The 16449-nt window shown below is 71.3% G+C and carries 15 protein-coding genes and 2 pseudogenes; 7 read left to right on the top strand and 10 right to left on the bottom strand.

Annotated elements, in window-relative coordinates; translation table 11 throughout:
- Nucleotides 1–44: 44 nt before the first annotated feature.
- Both AB0G35_RS11940 and AB0G35_RS11935 read left to right on the top strand, forming a co-directional pair.
- Nucleotides 45–593, top strand: coding sequence for an FABP family protein (locus AB0G35_RS11940; RefSeq protein WP_360947412.1), 549 nt, complete (start codon nt 45–47; stop codon nt 591–593).
- Nucleotides 594–651: 58 nt separating this feature from the next.
- Entirely contained in the window at nt 652–1797 is a 1146-nt protein-coding gene (locus AB0G35_RS11935) for a hypothetical protein (RefSeq protein ID WP_360947410.1), read from the top strand.
- Between the two features lie 137 nt (nt 1798–1934).
- On the opposite strand, the gene AB0G35_RS11930 is transcribed toward AB0G35_RS11935, so the two are convergent.
- A complete protein-coding gene (locus AB0G35_RS11930; protein WP_360947409.1) occupies nt 1935–2564 on the bottom strand; it encodes a dihydrofolate reductase family protein in 630 nt (209 codons plus the stop codon).
- Nucleotides 2565–2878: 314 nt separating this feature from the next.
- A complete protein-coding gene (argG, locus tag AB0G35_RS11925; RefSeq protein ID WP_360947408.1) occupies nt 2879–4324 on the bottom strand; it encodes an argininosuccinate synthase in 1446 nt (481 codons plus the stop codon).
- Between the two features lie 317 nt (nt 4325–4641).
- Between argG and AB0G35_RS11920 the strand changes: the two genes are divergently transcribed.
- On the top strand, nt 4642–5322 hold the full coding sequence (locus tag AB0G35_RS11920; protein ID WP_360947407.1) for a DUF899 family protein: 681 nt from the start codon (nt 4642–4644) through the stop codon (nt 5320–5322).
- A 43-nt stretch (nt 5323–5365) separates the two neighbouring features.
- Here AB0G35_RS11920 and AB0G35_RS11915 read toward each other — a convergent pair.
- Nucleotides 5366–5491, bottom strand: a pseudogene (locus tag AB0G35_RS11915) (NADP-dependent oxidoreductase); the annotation flags it as partial.
- 46 nt (nt 5492–5537) lie between these two features.
- Here AB0G35_RS11915 and AB0G35_RS11910 point away from each other — a divergent pair.
- Nucleotides 5538–5684 (top strand): hypothetical protein, encoded by a 147-nt coding sequence (locus tag AB0G35_RS11910; RefSeq protein WP_360947405.1) that lies wholly within the window; start codon nt 5538–5540, stop codon nt 5682–5684.
- A 98-nt stretch (nt 5685–5782) separates the two neighbouring features.
- Here the strand turns inward: AB0G35_RS11910 and AB0G35_RS11905 are convergent, their stop codons facing one another.
- The 4 genes and pseudogenes from AB0G35_RS11905 to AB0G35_RS11890 form a co-directional block, all read right to left on the bottom strand.
- Nucleotides 5783–6712 (bottom strand): alpha/beta hydrolase, encoded by a 930-nt coding sequence (locus AB0G35_RS11905; protein ID WP_360947403.1) that lies wholly within the window; start codon nt 6710–6712, stop codon nt 5783–5785.
- Between the two features lie 331 nt (nt 6713–7043).
- Nucleotides 7044–7532: pseudogene (locus AB0G35_RS11900) on the bottom strand (hypothetical protein); the annotation flags it as partial.
- 254 nt (nt 7533–7786) lie between these two features.
- Entirely contained in the window at nt 7787–8212 is a 426-nt protein-coding gene (locus AB0G35_RS11895; protein ID WP_360947401.1) for a pyridoxamine 5'-phosphate oxidase family protein, read from the bottom strand.
- 176 nt (nt 8213–8388) lie between these two features.
- On the bottom strand, nt 8389–9627 hold the full coding sequence (locus AB0G35_RS11890) for an MFS transporter (protein WP_360947399.1): 1239 nt from the start codon (nt 9625–9627) through the stop codon (nt 8389–8391).
- 230 nt (nt 9628–9857) lie between these two features.
- Here AB0G35_RS11890 and AB0G35_RS11885 point away from each other — a divergent pair, with 230 nt between their 5' ends.
- Both AB0G35_RS11885 and AB0G35_RS11880 read left to right on the top strand, forming a co-directional pair.
- A complete protein-coding gene (locus tag AB0G35_RS11885; protein ID WP_360947397.1) occupies nt 9858–10274 on the top strand; it encodes a thioesterase family protein in 417 nt (138 codons plus the stop codon).
- Between the two features lie 376 nt (nt 10275–10650).
- Nucleotides 10651–10977, top strand: a complete 327-nt coding sequence (locus AB0G35_RS11880) for a hypothetical protein (RefSeq protein WP_360947395.1) — start codon at nt 10651–10653, stop codon at nt 10975–10977.
- A gap of 91 nt (nt 10978–11068) precedes the next feature.
- Here AB0G35_RS11880 and AB0G35_RS11875 read toward each other — a convergent pair whose 3' ends face one another.
- Nucleotides 11069–11542 (bottom strand): carboxymuconolactone decarboxylase family protein, encoded by a 474-nt coding sequence (locus AB0G35_RS11875; RefSeq protein WP_360947393.1) that lies wholly within the window; start codon nt 11540–11542, stop codon nt 11069–11071.
- Nucleotides 11543–11952: 410 nt separating this feature from the next.
- Between AB0G35_RS11875 and AB0G35_RS11870 the strand changes: the two genes are divergently transcribed.
- Nucleotides 11953–12117, top strand: coding sequence for a hypothetical protein (locus AB0G35_RS11870; protein ID WP_360947391.1), 165 nt, complete (start codon nt 11953–11955; stop codon nt 12115–12117).
- Nucleotides 12118–12139: 22 nt separating this feature from the next.
- Here the strand turns inward: AB0G35_RS11870 and AB0G35_RS11865 are convergent, their stop codons facing one another.
- Both AB0G35_RS11865 and AB0G35_RS11860 read right to left on the bottom strand, forming a co-directional pair.
- Entirely contained in the window at nt 12140–14230 is a 2091-nt protein-coding gene (locus tag AB0G35_RS11865) for a serine/threonine-protein kinase (RefSeq protein ID WP_360947389.1), read from the bottom strand.
- Between the two features lie 36 nt (nt 14231–14266).
- Entirely contained in the window at nt 14267–16447 is a 2181-nt protein-coding gene (locus AB0G35_RS11860; protein WP_360947387.1) for a protein kinase, read from the bottom strand.
- Nucleotides 16448–16449 lie beyond the last annotated feature (2 nt).

Genomic DNA, 16449 nt, shown 5'->3' with positions numbered 1-16449 from the left:
ACGAGGCTTCCGCCGGCACCGACCACGATCAAGGAGCTCACCTCATGACCGACCTCGCCCCGCAGCATCCCTACCCCGACGCGTTCCGGCCGGACGAAGCGCCCGAGCCCCATGCACTGCTCGCGCCACTGATCGGGCTCCTGGGCACCTGGGCCGGCCGGGGGCGGGGCGGGTACCCCACCCTCGCCGAGGAGTTCGCGTACGCCCAGGAGGTCACCTTCAGTCATGACGGGCGTCCCTTCCTGCGCTACGAGGCACGCGCCTGGCTCCTCGACACGGACGACGCCCCGCTGCGGCCGGCCGCCCGGGAGAGCGGCTGGTGGCGGGTGCAGTCCGAGGGGCGCGTGGAGGCACTGATCACCCAGCCCACCGGTGTCGCGGAGATCCTGGTCGGACGTGCGGGCGACGGCACGGTCGACCTGACCACCCATCAGGTAGCGCTCACTCCCACCGCCAAGGAAGTCAGCGCCACCCGCCGCCGCTACGACCTGACCGACCGGGACACGCTCACCTTCGTCCACGACCTCGCGGCGGTCGGCGAGCCGCTCCAACACCACCTCGCGGCGGAGCTCCGGCGCGCCGATGGCAGCTAGGCACGTCCCGCCCGTTGCCCCCGGGGCAACCAACATCGCCATCCCGGCATCTCTCCGGATGACCAACCGACTGGGGGACACGATGAACTGGTCCAGGCTGATGGGCGCGCTGGCGGCCGGCCTTGTGCTGTGCGGGTGCGGCGCCCATTCGGCGAGCACGACCGAGGCGAAGCAGAGCCCGGGAGCGTCCGCGCACAACGCACACAAGACCGGCGCAGACCACACCGGGGACCACCGCAACGGCAAGAGCGGGTGCACGATCCCCGCGGGCAAGGCCACCGTGGCCGTGGAGAGCGATTCCGACGCCCGCCCCGGACAACGGGTCGCCATCGACCTCAACGGCGTCAGGTGCGAGCCGGAGGACCCGGTGGTGGCCCGGTCGTCCGCGTTCAGCGGGCCGGTACGGCTGCGCTGCCGGGACGGCTCCTGCCGTGCCACGGCCTCCCTCTCGATGACGGCCGAGCCCGGCCGGCACCCGGTGTCGGTCACCGTCGCGGGCCGTACCATCGCCCGCGACAAGATCCGGGTCGTGCGGTCCCGGCGCCCGTCGCTTGAGCTCAACCAGGCGGAGGGCGTGGCCCGCCCCGGGGCGCCGGTGTGGGTGTACTTCGACGACCTGTACCCCGGTGAGCGGGGTACCCACTTCACCGTGCGGTCCTCGGCCCTGCCACGGCCCGTGCGCCTGACCCACGACGTGACCGACTTCTACAACCCCCGCACGTTCCAGGCCCGGCCGGAGCTCAAGCCCGGCCTGGCGGACGGCAGGTACACCTTCGAACTGCTGGGCCCGCACGGCCGGCACATCATGACCAAGCGCCTGACCGTCCGCGCGCCCCGCCCCGGCGACCCCGACTACCTCGGCAAGGCGTACGGCCCCGCCCTGTACGAACCGGGCGTCGGCTACGACAGCAGCCCGCACGGGCACAGCATCCGGGTCGCCCGAGGAGGGAAAGTCGGGGTCATGTGGCACGACGTGACGCCGGACCCGGGCGAGGAGACGCGGCTGACCGCCACCTCCCCGGCGTTCACCCGCGTACTCCACCTCCGCTTCGACGACAGCAAGGCCGGCGACGGTGACGACCCGCGCTTCCTCGGCACGGCCACCATCCGCACCGACATCAAGCCCGGCCGCTATCCGGTGACGGTCGTCGCCCACCGCGGCCACGTGCGCAAGGTCGGCTATGTCACGGTGACGGCGGGGTAGGGACGGCTGGGCAGGGGCGGTGGGGTAGGGACGGCTGGGCAGGGACGGGACGGTGGTGGCCCGGCAAGGCATCGGCGGGCCACCGCGTGCATCTTCACCGTGTGCGTCTCACCGTGGGCGTCCTCCCCTGGGCGTCCTCACCCCTGCTCGTCCAGCAGGAAGGACCCGTACTCGGGTCGGCCCGCCCGTTCGTAGGTGCAGTACTGCACGCCCGCGCCGGTGGTGCGGGATTCCGTGAGCGTCCAGGCGACCGGGGCGGCACCCGCCGCGAAGAGCCGCTTGCCGGTGCCGAGGACCACCGGGTTGACGAGCAGCCGGTACTCGTCGACGAGGTCGTGCTGCTGCAGGGTGCTGATCAGGTCGCTGCTGCCCTGCGTCATGATCACGCCGTCGAGCCGTTCCTTGAGCTGCGCGACGGACTGTGCGGCCTCGCCCTTCAGCAGGTGGGAGTTGTGCCACTCCAGGCTGTTGCGGGTGCGTGAGGCGACATACTTGGGCATCGAGTTGAGCTTGACGGCGATCGGGTCGTTCGGGTCGGTGACGCGCGGCCAGTGGGCGGCGAAGATGTCGTAGGTCTTCCGGCCGAGCAGGAGATGGTCGGCGGTCCGCTCGAAGATCGCCGTGACGAGGCCCATGAAGTCCTCGTCGACGTAAGGGACCTGCCAGCCACCGTGCTCGAAGCCTCCGTCGACGTCCTCGTTCGGGCCGCCGGGAGCCTGCATCACGCCGTCCAGGGTGATGAACGCGGTGACGATCAGTCTGCTCATGGTGCCGCCTTTCTCCTCATGCCGAGCATCCCGCCACATGCCACTCTGACCGCAGCCGGGCGATACGGCCGCCTCGGACCGGCGAACGATGCGCCGAATACCCTGAGCGGCGGAACCGTTTCCCGAACAACAGCGGCCGGCTCGGCGCCATGGGCGCTGAACCGGCCGCTTCGGTGCTGCGTCACCCCCGGGGGTGGCGAGCGCACCGCTCGCCACCCCCGGGGGTGATCAGTCCGTAGATTCCCTTGATCCCGTGGGTTCCGCCTTGCTTCCGTTGAGTCCGTTGAGTCCGCTGCTCGGTCCGCTCGGTCCGTTCAGTCCGTGCCGGATTCCATCGCGGCGCGGTCCAGCAGCGCGTCGTCGTCGGAGACCTCGCCGCGGGAGGCGATGGCCTCGGCGCCGCCCTCCGGCAGTGTGCCGATCAGCCCGGTCGCGGCCGCCTGCGCGGCGCCGACGGCGGGGTTGGCGGTGCCGATCAGGCCGAGCCCGGCGTACTGCTCCAGCTTGGCGCGCGAGTCGGCGATGTCGAGGTTGCGCATGGTGAGCTGGCCGATCCGGTCGACCGGGCCGAACGCGGAGTCCTCGGTGCGCTCCATGGACAGCTTGTCCGGGTGGTAGCTGAACGCCGGACCGGTGGTGTCGAGGATCGAGTAGTCCTCACCGCGCCGCAGCCGCAGCGTCACCTCGCCGGTGACGGCCGCGCCGACCCAGCGCTGCAGGGACTCGCGGACCATCAGGGCCTGCGGGTCCAGCCAGCGGCCCTCGTACATCAGCCGCCCGAGGCGACGGCCCTCGTTGTGGTACTGGGCCAGGGTGTCCTCGTTGTGGATCGCGTTGACCAGGCGCTCGTACGCGGCGTGGAGGAGGGCCATGCCCGGGGCCTCGTAGATGCCGCGGCTCTTCGCCTCGATGATCCGGTTCTCGATCTGGTCGGACATGCCCATGCCGTGCCGGCCACCGATGGCGTTGGCCTCCATGACCAGGTCGACGGCGGAGGCGAACTCCTTGCCGTTGATCGTCACGGGGCGGCCCTGGTCGAAGCCGATCGTCACGTCCTCGGTGGGGATCTCGACCGACGGGTCCCAGAACCGCACGCCCATGATCGGCTGCACGGTCTCCACGCCGGTGTCGAGGTGCTCCAGGGTCTTCGCCTCGTGGGTGGCGCCCCAGATGTTGGCGTCGGTGGAGTACGCCTTCTCGGTGCTGTCCCGGTACGGCAGGTCGTGGGCGAGCAGCCACTCCGACATTTCCTTGCGGCCGCCGAGCTCGGTCACGAAGTTCGCGTCCAGCCAGGGCTTGTAGATCCGCAGGTGGGGGTTGGCCAGCAGCCCGTAGCGGTAGAACCGCTCGATGTCGTTGCCCTTGAAGGTCGAGCCGTCGCCCCAGATCTGTACGTCGTCCTCCAGCATCGCCCGGACCAGGAGGGTGCCCGTGACGGCACGGCCGAGCGGCGTGGTGTTGAAGTAGACCCGCCCGCCCGAGCGGATGTGGAACGCGCCGCAGGTCAGCGCGGCCAGGCCCTCTTCGACCAGCGCCGCGCGGCAGTCGACCAGGCGCGCGATCTCGGCACCGTAGGTCTTCGCGCGGCCCGGCACCGAGGCGATGTCGGGCTCGTCGTACTGGCCGATGTCGGCGGTGTAGGTGCAGGGGACGGCGCCTTTGTCACGCATCCACGCGACTGCGACGGAGGTGTCGAGGCCGCCCGAGAAGGCGATGCCGACGCGCTCGCCGGCGGGGAGGGAGGTGAGGACCTTGGACATGGAAAGAGTATGCAGCATCTCGCATGATCATGCAAAGGGCAGCGCCGGAATCGGCGACCTGCGGACCCGGCACCGACGGACGCGCCGCGGGGGAGGCGGCCGATGCGATCACCACGGACGCCACCCGCCGGGACTGAGCACGCCGAGCCGGCCGGTGCGTTCGGGCCCGTACGTTCCGTCCATACGGTCCCTCCCCGCACACTCTCCACCCCGACCCCTGCGTTCCGTCTCTGCGCCGCCTCGCGAGCCCCCGCACGGGAGCGGAAAATAGTGGCCGGGGCAGCAGCTCCCTGCCGCTCGCGGAGGAGGTAGCGGGGATGCGTCACACCAATCTGACCGAGGAGTCGGAGGCGTACGCCGACGCACGCGAGGAGCTGCGGCAAGCCGAGATCGAGCTGATGCGCCACCGCGAACGCATCGCCGAGCTGCGCCGCCGACTACCACCGGGGCCGGTCGTCGATGACTACGCGTTCGAGGAAGGCCCCGCCGACCTGCACGCCGGCGACGCCCCCGGGCAGACCGTACGGCTGAGTGAACTGTTCACCCAGCCCGGGCGGGACCTCGTCATCTATCACCTCATGTACGGCAAGCGGCAGACCGAGCCGTGTCCCATGTGCACGATGTGGATCGACGGCTTCAACGGCATCGCCCACCACCTCGCGCAGAACATCGACTTCGCCGTGGTCGCCGCGGCCGACCTGCCCACACTCCGCGCGCACGCCCGCAACCGGAACTGGACGAACCTGCGGTTGCTGAGCGCCGGCTCCAACACCTTCAAGTACGACCTCGGCAGCGAGGACGCCGAGGGCAACCAGGACTCCACGGTCTCGGTCTTCACCCGCGACGGCAACGGGGCGGTGCGCCACTTCTACTCGGCGCATCCCCGGCTGTCCGACGACATCGACCAGCGCGGTATCGACCTGCTCTGCCCCGTGTGGCACTTCCTCGACCTCACCCGGCACGGCCGGGGCGACTGGTTCGCCGCCCTCAGCTACTAGGCAGTGTCCGGCGGGTCGTGTGACGTGACTGTGCCTCCGTCTCTCACGGGGTGAGGACCAGGCACCCCCACAGGCCACCCTTGGCGAGTGCCTCATGCGCCTGGGCGGCCTGGTCCCATGGCAGGGTGCCGGCCACACGCAGGGACAACTGACCGCGTTCGGCCAGTGAGGAGAGCTGCGCGCGGCCAGTTCCACGGCAACCCCGGGCCGCGGGGTTGCGTGCCCCGCTCTACGCCGAGACCCGGATCGCCCTGCCCTTCGACCAGGTGTGGGCGGTCATCGCCGACTACCGCCGCCTGCTCGGGAAGCGCCGCACCCGCGCCTTCTTCCGTGCGGTGGAGCATCGCGCCGCCCTGCGCTGACCTCCCCTCAGCGGGTTCCGGCAACTGGTCCCGTCAGCCGTTGCTGTCGCCGGGCCCTGTCGCCGGGTCCCGTCGCGGGGGCCTGTCACCCGGTGCTGTCACCCACTCCTTTCAGGGGTGGTTTCGCCCGGGACGGTCACCTGCGTCTGTCCTCCGGCCCTGGCGATGAGTTCCCGCAGGGCCTCGGCCACCGCCGCGGGACGCTCCTCGTGCAGATGGTGTCCTGCGCCCGGCACGATCCGCACGGTCAGGTCGTCGGCGTCGGGACTGCCGCGCAGCAGGGCCGGTGGGATCACCGGGTCGTGCTCGCCGCCCAGGACGAACGTCGGGACGGTCAGCCGCCGCCGGCGGTGCGTGCCGCGAAAGCCCGCCGGAATGTCCCGTACGACGTACTGCCAGAACATCGCCTGTCCGGCATGCGCCGAGGCCTGTGCCGCCGCGGTGAACTCGGTGAGATCCGCGTCCCGCCACGCCGCCGGGTCGGCGACCGCGCGCCGCAGCAGATACCGGGTGAGGGCCGGCCAGTGCCGCAGGACCAGCCGTCCGACCACCGGATACTCGATGCAGGCGGTGAACCACATCCGCCACAGGTTCGGCAGGACATCACGGTGACGCGTCCACGGGTGCGCCATGTTCAGCGCCAGGAAGGCGCGGAACCGCTCCGGTGCCCGCTGGCAGAGCCGGAAGCCCACCCCGGCACCCCAGTTGTGTCCGACCAGGGTCACCCGGCCGAGGCCCAGCTCGTCGAGGAGTGCGAGGAGGTCGTCGCCGAGCTCGTCGGTGTCGTAGCCGCGCTTGGTCTGCTCCGACCAGCCGAAGCCGCGCAGATCGACGCAGATCAGCCGGTGATTGTCGGCGAGCAGGGGGACGAGCGCGCGCCACGCGTACCAGTGCTGTGGGAAGCCGTGCAGCAGCACCACGGGCTTGCCGCTGCCGAACTCGGCGAGGTGCAGCCGGGCCCCGCGGACCGTCACCCACCGGTGCTCGGCCCCTTCGAGTGTGGGCATGGGGCGGTCGCTGCTGATCATGAGGGAATCCGTTCGCCGGATGACTGTCGGCCGTTGACGAGAAGCCGCTTACATCCGCCAGGAGGCGCCCGATCCCGCGAACGTTCCCCGGTGTTTCCCTGTCGTACTAAGCCTTCGCCGCGTCCTGGCCGGGCTCGGGGGTTGGGGCGGCGGCCGTGGCGTCGGCCGGCTTCGCCCGGCCCCCGGTCACCCGCAGCGTCACGGCGGCCGCGACCCCCGCCACCAGGCCGCAGGTCAGCGCGGCCGGGACGCCGCCACCGAGGCCGGCGCTCAGGTGGAACAGCCCCCAGCGCAGGCCCGTCCCGTCCGTCGCCATCCGCAGCAGTTGGCTCGCCAGCTGGGGCAGGAAGCGGAAACTGCCGTGTCCTCCCGCAGCGATCAGCCACGGCGCGGAAACGGTCACCGCCAGGGTCCCGGCCACCAGGCCCCACGCCCAGAAGGTGAGCAGCGCGGCCGTCGTCCGGCCGCGCACCGGCGGCAGCCGGCGGGCCAGGAGCAGCGCCCCGAGCACGAAGAAGGCGAAGACCGCGGCGAACCGGATCTGCAGCGCGGTGGTGTACAGCGCGAGGTAACGGGTGCCTGCGATCCAGGCAGTGCCCCCGACCCCGCCGGGCACCTCGCCGTCGAGCTGGGCCGAGGACGGGGGATCGTACGACCAGGGGGCGAGTCAGTGGTCGAGCTCGGCGGTGGCGGGGACGCCCATCATGCCGGTGGCGCCCGGCAGGTGCAGCGCGTGCGCGCTCGCCCCCGCCCACCACAGCAGCGCGGTGAGTACCAGCCCTCCGGCCAGTGCCGGTATCGCCGCACGCCGGTATGTCATGTGTGCCCCCGTCTTGGTCGTGCATCCCGTAAGTCCCCTGCGCAGGTGGAGATTACGGGGCGTTGATCACATACGGATCACGGTCGTACGACCCGCGCGTCAACGAGGGGTTCGCTGTCCCGCTGCTGCCCTCGCACTTGCCCGCCCGCCTCACCGGCGGCCTCGCCCCTGAACGGCACGCCGACCAGGGGCGAAGTCACCCAGCGGAGGAAGGGCCGTGGCGTGCCCGTGTGCCGGGGCCGTGCGCGTTGCGGTCAGAAGGAGCCCAGGTCGGCGGACACCCAGTGTTCCGGCCGCATGGCGATGACGACGTGCGCACCGAGATGGGCGTGGTCGTACTCCACGAAGGCGGCGACCTTGTCCTGAGGGAGGTACCGCGCGGCCATCTCCCAGGACCGTTCGCGGCTGTCCGGGTCCGTCCGGGTCACCGGCCCCTCCACCGACGCGTAGCGCACCGTCGGCTCGGTCCGCTGCACCATCAGGCTGAAGCGCCCGGCAGCCCGGATCGCCCGCGCCTTGCGGGAATCCGGCCCGGTACGCACCCACAGCTCACCGCCCGGCGTGTACTGGTACCAGATGGGCACCGTCAGCGGTGCGCGGTCCGGCCGTTCGACCACCGACAGCGCACCGATATGAGGTTCCGCCAGGAAGTTCTCTCGTTCTCGGATCGACAGGGTCATGGAGCCGACCCTAGTCCGGCCGACCGCCCTCAGACGTGTACACCCGACTCAGGGCGGCGCGAGGTGGTCGAGCCAGTGCCCGAAGAGGGCGTGGAAGGGGCCGGGTTGGGCGCCGTTTCGCGGTCGACGCGGCCTTGGGGAAAGCTCGCTGATGTCGCCGTCGGGTCGCGGTGCGGTCAGCTGTTGCCGGTGCGCCGGGTCGGGAACCCGTGGTTCCGGGCCGCCAGTACGACGAGGAGGACCGGTGCGAGGAGCACCAGGACGGTCCAGGGGAAGGCGTCGGCCCCGACGGCCTGGAGGAGGAGGCCGCCGATGATGCCGCCGCCCGCCATGGCCACGTTCCACAGGGTCACCAGCATGGCCTGGGCGGCATCAGCCGCTTCCCCACCGGCTTGGCCGGCGGCAGTCTGCAACAGCGTGGGAACGCCGCCCCAGCCCAGACCCCACAGGGCGGCGGCGACGTACACCAGGGCATGGCTGCCGGAGAAGGCGCCGAGGCCCGCGGCGGCGATGCCGACCAGCACGGTGCTGGCAAGGATCAAGGTGCGCAAGTGGCCGTGGATGAAGGTGCCGACGATCCAGATGCCGGCCAGTGAGGCGATGCCGAAGACCAGGAGGGCGGCGTCGGTCCGGCCGCCCAGACCGATGTGGTGGAGGAAGGTGGCGATGTAGGCGTAGAGGATGGTGTGGGCCAGGACGAAGACGAGGGTGACGAACAGCACCGCGGCCACTCCCGGGACGCGCAGGGTCCGGCGCATGGGGATTTTGCCGCCGGTGGTCTGGCCCGGGTAGTCGGGCACCGTAAGGATGATCCAGGCCAGCAGCACCACGGTCAGCACGGTCATGGCGAGGAAGGCAGCCTGCCAGGAGACCAGCTGGCCCAGAAAGGTGCCGGCCGGCACGCCCAGGGACAGCGCGACGGGGATGCCCGCCATGGCGATCGCGATCGCACGGCCCTCCTGGTGGGGGGCGACCATCCGGCGGGCGTAACCGGCCAGAAGGGCCCAGGCAAGCCCGGCGGCGACGCCGGCGACGAACCGGGCGATGAGGGTCAGCGGGTAGTTCCCCGACACCGCGGTAACGGTGTTGGCGACGGCGAAGCCGGCCATGGCCGTCAGCAGCAGGCGCTTGCGGCGCCAGCCGGCCGTGGCCGCCGACAGCGGGATGGCCGTGAGCACCGTGCCGAGCGCGTAGATGGTCACCGTCTGGCCGGTGGCCGACTCGCTGGTGTGCAGGCTGGAGCTCATCGCGGGCAGCAGCCCGGCCGGCAGGGTCTCGGTGAGACTGGTGAGGAACACCGCGATGGCCAGGGCCAACAGTGCGCCATATGGCAGACGCTGCAGGCTAATTGATGGATCGTCAGGTGTCTGGGATGAGGAGAGGGAAGTGTCGGTGAGTAGCTCGTTCCTTCGCATGAGGGGATGCTGAAACCTTCCCACTAGTGTGAAGGTCAAGCCCGGCCTCATCCCGGTTCGCCTTCAAGGACGGCCTGATCGCCCGTGAACGTGGCCGACGTGGGGGTGGGCGACGTAAGGGTGGGGGATAAGAGGGCGGTCGACCCTCGACTGAAGGGCATCGACGAGATCAAAGCGAGGCATCTCTTCGCACCTCGGTCGTCAGTGCGAGACGTGGCTACGATCTCGCCATGACCAAGCTCTTCACGCACCGACTGCGGGTGCGCTACAGCGAGTGTGACCAGCAAAACGTCGTGTTCAACGGCCACTACCTCTTCTATTACGACGTTGCCCTCAATGAGTTGTGGCGCGACGCCGCGGCGGACTATTTCTCCATGGTCGAGGGGGGAACCGACCTGGTCGTCGCGGAATCACGGATTCGCTATCTCCAGGGCGCGCGTTTCGACGAGTTGCTCGACATCGAGCTGCCCGTCACCCATCTCGGAACGACGAGCATGATCGTGTGTCCGACATTCAAGGTCGGCGAACGGCTCATCGCCGAGGGCGAAGTGCGGCATGTGTTCACCGACGCCGTGGCCGGCGGCAAGAAAGAGATGCCGAGCACGGTCCGGGCCGCCTTCCAGCCCTACCTCTCAACAGCCCGATAACCTCCGCCCGGTCCGGCGCGTACGCGATGTCCAGACACTGCTGGCCGGACCGGGAGCAGTGCCCGTCTCTCCCGAGCTCGCCTGCCGCACCCGCGTGATGCCCGTCTCCCGCCTCGACGACAGTGGACTCGTCGACTGTGGCCCGCATCGACGACGTGAGCTCGTCGACTTCTGATCCCGTTTGCGGCTTGCCCAGGCAGCGCAGCCCCTATGCTGTGACCTCGCAATGACTCTATGTGATGAGCTTGGGGGAACTGTGAAGAGGGCAGCGTTAGCACTGCTTGCCTGTGGGCTCGGCACTGTGCTCTTAGTGGGGTGTGGTGCTGACACAGAGACCGAAACGTCGTCGGCCGATATCGCCGATGCGGTCAGGGACTTGCAGAACGCCATGAAGAAGGAGGCGGCGGCCGGCAAAACCGGCGGTGCAAGCGAGGAAACGGAGAACGTGCAGCGCGTCGCGCAGGCGGATCACGAGCGACTCGTGAAGCTGGCGGAGCGCGCGCCGGCGGACACTCAGAACTTCGCCGATGCCGCCGAGACGTGGGCCAAAGCGGTGTTGACCGACCGCAGCGCCGTCGTCGCAGGGGCACGCGCGAACACCGGTAAGGCCGCGACACTCAACATCCGTCTGGCCGCCCAGCAAATGGACTCCGAAGCGGCACGGCTGCACATCACGCCGTGGAGCAAGCTCGACCAATACTGACCGGGGCCCACCGGCGTGAACGTAAGGCACGGGGGTGTGCTGTCTGGCCGCCGGGGTGAACGGAGGACCCGGCGGCCAGGCACTTTGCGAGTTATGCGAACTGGCCGGGCCGGTAGTCGCCGGCCGGCTGCTGGACGATGACGTTCAGGCGGTTGAAGGCGTTGATGAGGGCGATGGCGCACACCAGGGCGGCGAGTTGCTCCTCGTCGTAGTGCTTGGCGGCATTCGACCAGGCCTCGTCCGTGACCCCGCCGGCCGCGTCGGCGATCCGGCTGCCCTGCTCCGCCAGCTCCAGAGCGGCGCGCTCGGCCTCGGTGAACACCGTGGCCTCCCGCCAGGCCGCCACCAGGTTGAGACGCGTCGGGGTCTCGCCGGCGTGCGCGGCGTCCTTGGTGTGCATGTCGGTGCAGAAACCGCAGCCATTGATCTGACTGGCGCGCAGCTTCACCAGTTCCTGCGTCGCGGCCGGCAGCGTTGAGTCCGCGAGCACCTTGCCCGCAGCGATGATGTGCTTCCCGAACTTGGCGGCGACCGGGCTGGCGAAGAGGTTCAACCGGGCTTCCATCATGCACTCCTGCGTCGTTGTGGGTGGCGACACCCCTTGTTGGTGGTGACACCCCTTGGACGAACGGCTCCCGCCTGTTGTGACACGAAGGAAAGTGATGCGCATCTCCTGTCGCACCGCGGCGCAGGTCCGCGACGGTCGGTAGTCGCGCTTGCCGGCAGTCGCCGTGCGCGCCGTGAACGGGACCGTGGAGCGGCCTCGGCGCCGTCATGCGACCAGGGCGTACCAGTCCTATCGTGGCAGGGGGGGGAGGAGGGAGGGGGAAGCCGGAGCTGCGGGGCGACCTTGGCTTCCGTAGGGGCGGACTGCCATCAGTTCACTGCCATCAGTTCGCTGCCGTCAGTTCACGTCACGATCTCGGATGGCTCTTCGACCAGATCCAGCAAGTGCTCCAGGACGCCGGTGCGGTCGTGCCGGCAGACATAGACGACCTGCAGTCCGTCAACCTCTTCCGGGTCGCGTGCGGTGCGGCACACCTCCTCTTTCCCGTGCCCGCCCCGGACGAACGCCCGCGGAACCGGCGGATCGAATTCGCGGTGGCGTCCTTCTCCCCCGAGGAGACACCCACCTTGTAGGCGCGCATCCCCACGGAACCGCCTAATACACCGGCAGCGCCAGCAACGTCGTGCGGTTGAGGACGAAGAGACGGTTGCCGCTGGCGGCCGTGGAGCGGGACTGGCCGCCGATGAGGGCGTACGTCTGGGGCTGGCCCTCCCCGGAGCGGGGAAAGCCGCTCACTCCGGTCTCGTCGCTCTCCACGACCCAGACACTGTTTCCCTGGACGACCGGTGGCCGCCACGGCGGGGCGACACCGGCGATCATCATCCGGGAGGCTGCCTCGCTGCCGTCGGAGTGCAGGGAGCGCAGCGACTCGCAGTCCAGTGCGTAGACCACTCCGCCGGCCACGGTGGGCGGACCCCACCCGGCGGTGCCCTGTCTGGGCGGTCGCAGCGGGTTCAGGGACCACAGCTCGCGACCGCCGGCGGCCTCCACCGCCGCCAGGGTGCGGCCGCCGAGATAGACGGTGGTGCCGTCGATGGCGGGCCGCAGTGCTCCTTCGGCCTGGCCCTTGCGGACCCAGGCACGGGCCCCGTCCTCGGCACGTACCGCAACCACGTCCCCCGTCTCGGTGCACAGCACCAGACGCCCGGCGCCGAGGGCCGCGGCGGGGTGGCCGCCCGACAGCGGCAGCGGCGGCCGCCGGGTCCACCGCACCTTCCCGTCGGTCCCCACACAGCGCAGTCGGCCGTCGGAGGTCAGCAGGTAGACCGCGTGGGCGTCCGCGGCCAGCAGGGCACCCACTTCCGCGTCCACCGTCCACCGGGGGGAGCCGGTGGCGGCCACCCAGGTACGCAGGGTCCCCTCGCCGTCGGCGGTGGCCACCAGCCGGTCCCCGATCGACAGGTAACCGGCGGCCGCCTTCGCCTCGTGGACCCGCCACCGTTCCCGGCCGTCGGTGACCCGGCGCGCCGCGATGCCGCCCCCGGAGGCCCCGAACACCACCACATCGCGGACCGGCAGCGGCGCCGGCGACCGGGCGTCGGCCACGTCCTGGAGGGGCCCCCACAGCTCTTTCGGGGTGCCGTCGGCGGAGCCGAGCGGGGCGGCCCGCACCTTGGCGGCCGGCGGGATGTCGAAAGGGTCGGCCGGGGCGTCATCATCGCCGCGGCTGAGCCACCAGGCCGTACCGCCGCCCGCCGCCAGCAGCGCCGTGCCGCCGGCGGCCGCGATCAGCAGCCGTCTCCGGGGGAGGCCGGGGGCGTTGCCGGCAGTACCCCCGGCGGCGGGGGAGGAGACGGTGGTACGGGCCGTCAGGCGGCGTGCGGTCGCCTCCCGTTGCCGGATCTCCTCACCCAACGTGCCTGACTTCCACAGCCGTTCGGGCTGGCGCGGTGCCGCGGCGGCCTCGGCGACCTGGGCGGGCAGCGGGCGGGCGGCCGGGTCCTTGGAGAAGCAGGGCACGACCAGGTACCGCAAGCCCTCCGGAACGGCCGCCAGGTCGGGGCTGCCGTGCACGACCTCGTACAGCACCGCCGTGACCTCGGCGCCGGTGTACACCGGCCGGCCGCCCGCGGCGAAGGCGAGCACGGCGCCGAGGGAGAAGACGTCGGCCGCCGGTCCGACGCGCTGCCCGAGGACCTGTTCCGGCGCGCCGTAGCCGGGGGTGACCGGGATCTGGCCGGTGCGGGTGAGGGTCAGGCCGTGCTCGGGGCGGGCGATGCCGAAGTCGATCAGACGGGGGCCGCGCGAGGTGAGTACGACGTTGGGTGGCTTCACGTCCCGGTGGACCAGCCCCGTGGCATGCACGTCCTGGAGCGTGCGGGCCAGCGACCGCGCCAACTCCCGTACCGCGGCGTCGTCGAGCGGCCCGAAGCGTTCGACGGCGTCGTCCAGCGTCGGCCCGGCCAGGAACTCCGTGGCGATCCACGGCCTGCCGCCCTCCAGTTCGGCGGCCAGTACGCGCGCCACGCCCTCGCTGGTCACCGCCTGCGCGGTCCGCGCCTCCCGGAGGAAGCGGTCGGCCAGATGCCCGTCGTGGGCGAGTTCCGGCAGCAGGACCTTCACCGCGGCCGGGCGACCGGAGGCGTCCGCTCCGAAGTACACCTTGCCCATACCGCCCTCACCGAGGACACCGTGCAGGCGGTACGGGCCCAGGCGCAGCGGATCTCCTTGGCCGAGGGGTTTCACAGGCGGTCGTCTCCTGGATCGGGAACGGGCGGGACGTCAGGCGAGCGGGAGGGCGAGGGTCCGCTTCTCCTGGCGGACGTACAGGTGCCCGCCCTTGGGGTCGGCGGACAGGACGAGGGGCTGGGTCTCGTACGTCCAGACGGCCTGACGGGTGCGCAGGTCGATGGCGCGGAGACCCTTGTCGTCGACGCAGTACGCGTACCGCTTTCCGATCGCCGGGGCCACGTCCCGGTTGCTCTTCCTGCCGGACAGCCCCTTCTCCTGCCAGTTCAACGTGCCGGAGGGGGCGTCGACGGCGACCAGCCCCTCGTCACCCTTGGTGCAGTAGACGACTCCGTCCTGGACGATCGGCGCGCCGTACTGCCGCTCCTGGCCCGCGCCGTCGTCGTGCTTGTTCTCCAGGAGCCATTCGAGACCACCGTCGGACAGCCGGCGGGCGGTGAGGTTCTCGGCGCCCAGGTAGAGGTTCCGGTCGTCGGTGACCAGCCGGGTCGGCGGGGTGGTGCCCGCGAACGTCTCGGACATCGTCCACAGTTGGCGGCCGTGGCCCTTGTCGTGCGCGGAGAGGCGGATGAACTTCGAGTCCTCCATCGGGCTCCCGCACAGCACCACCCGGGACCCCACCACGGCACCGCACAGCACCGGCGGGAGCCCCTCGGTCTGCGGCTCGTCCACCGGGCTGCGCCAGCGCTCCTTGCCCGATTTCAGGTCGGCCGCGACCAGGTACCAGCGCTTTCCGGAAGCGGCCCGGGCCACCAGGTACGCGATGCCGTCGACCACGCACAGCAGTTGGTTGGACTGCTTTCTGCCGGTGAACGCGGAGAGTTCCACCAGGGGCTTGCCCAGTTCGCCGTTGATCTGCGAGACCTCGCACACCGCCAGGGCCGTGCCCTCGTCCCGGTAGTCCCGCAGGGCGTACAACCGGGTCCCGTCGGTGGCCGACCGCCAGGTATCGGCGATGTTCGCCTGCCACGTCCCCTTGCCCGACTCGGCGTTGATGCCGCACAGCACGATGCCCGCGCGCATGGCCAGGTTCCGGCCCACCCGCATCACCTCGCCCCCGGCGTCGGGGCACCGGATGGTGGTGCTCCACAGCTGGGTCGGAGGCTTCGGACGGTCGACGGCGTCCTTCTTCGTGCCGCCGCCCCCGTCGTCCTTGGCGCCCCCGAACAGGGCCCAGCCACCGCCGCCCAGAAGGCCGCCGCCCAGGAGGGCGCCCCCGGCCACGGTCAGCAGCCGCCGCCGCGAGACGCCCGCCGCGGGGGCGACCTCGGTCCGCGGCACCTCGGTGGGCACCGGCGGCGGCAAGCGGTGCGGCGGCTCGCGCCACACCTCGTCGCTGCGCCGGGCGATCTCCCGCAGCACCGCGTCGGGCAGCAGGACCGCGAAGCCGCCGCGGTCGCCCGGCTCGGCCCCGGCACCGCCCAGTGCGGTGCGCAGCTCGGTGGTGGACGGCCGGTGCGCGGGATCCTTGGCCAGGCAACGGACGAGCAGCGGGCGCAGCGACTCGGGTACCGCGCCGAGGTCCGGCTCGCCGAACCGGACGCGGTACAGCAGGTCGGTGGGGGCCCCGCCGCCGAACGGGCCGACGCCGGTGGCGGCGAAGACCAGCACCCCGGCCAGGGCGAACACATCACCCGCCGCCGCGTGTTCCAGGCCCGCCGCCTGCTCGGGCGACATGAACGCCGGCGTTCCCACGGCGCTGCCGACGTGCGTCAGATGCTCGTCGCCGAAGGCCCGGGCGATGCCGAAGTCGATGATCCGCGGACCCTGTGCGGTCACCAGGATGTTGGACGGCTTCAGGTCGCGGTGCACCACCTCCGACCGGTGCAGCTGCTCCAGCCCTGCGGCGAGGGCCGCACCGAGGGCGCGTACGGCCGGCTCGGGCAGCGGCCCGCCCACCCCGACGGCGTCGTCCAGCGGCGGGCCGAGGACGTACTCCGTGGCCAGCCACGGGGTCGGTGCCTGCGGGTCGGCGTCGACGACCACCGCACCGTGGCCGGAGCCGATGACGCGGGCCGCGTCCGTCTCCAGCCGGAAGCGGGTCCGCAGCGTGGTGTCGGCGGCGAGGCGGGTGTGCAGCGTCTTCACCGCGACCGTGCGTCCGCCCGCGGAACGGGCCAGGTAGACGGTCCCCATACCGCCTCCGCCGAGGCGGGCGAGGATGCGGAACGGACCGACGGTGTGCGGGTCGTCGTGCAGAAGGGGGGAGATCATGG

The sequence above is a fragment of the Streptomyces sp. NPDC021749 genome (assembly GCF_040640655.1).
Taxonomy (GTDB): Bacteria; Actinomycetota; Actinomycetes; order Streptomycetales; family Streptomycetaceae; genus Streptomyces.
Note: the sequence above shows the minus strand (reverse complement) of the source record. Positions and strands in the feature narration are given on the sequence as shown.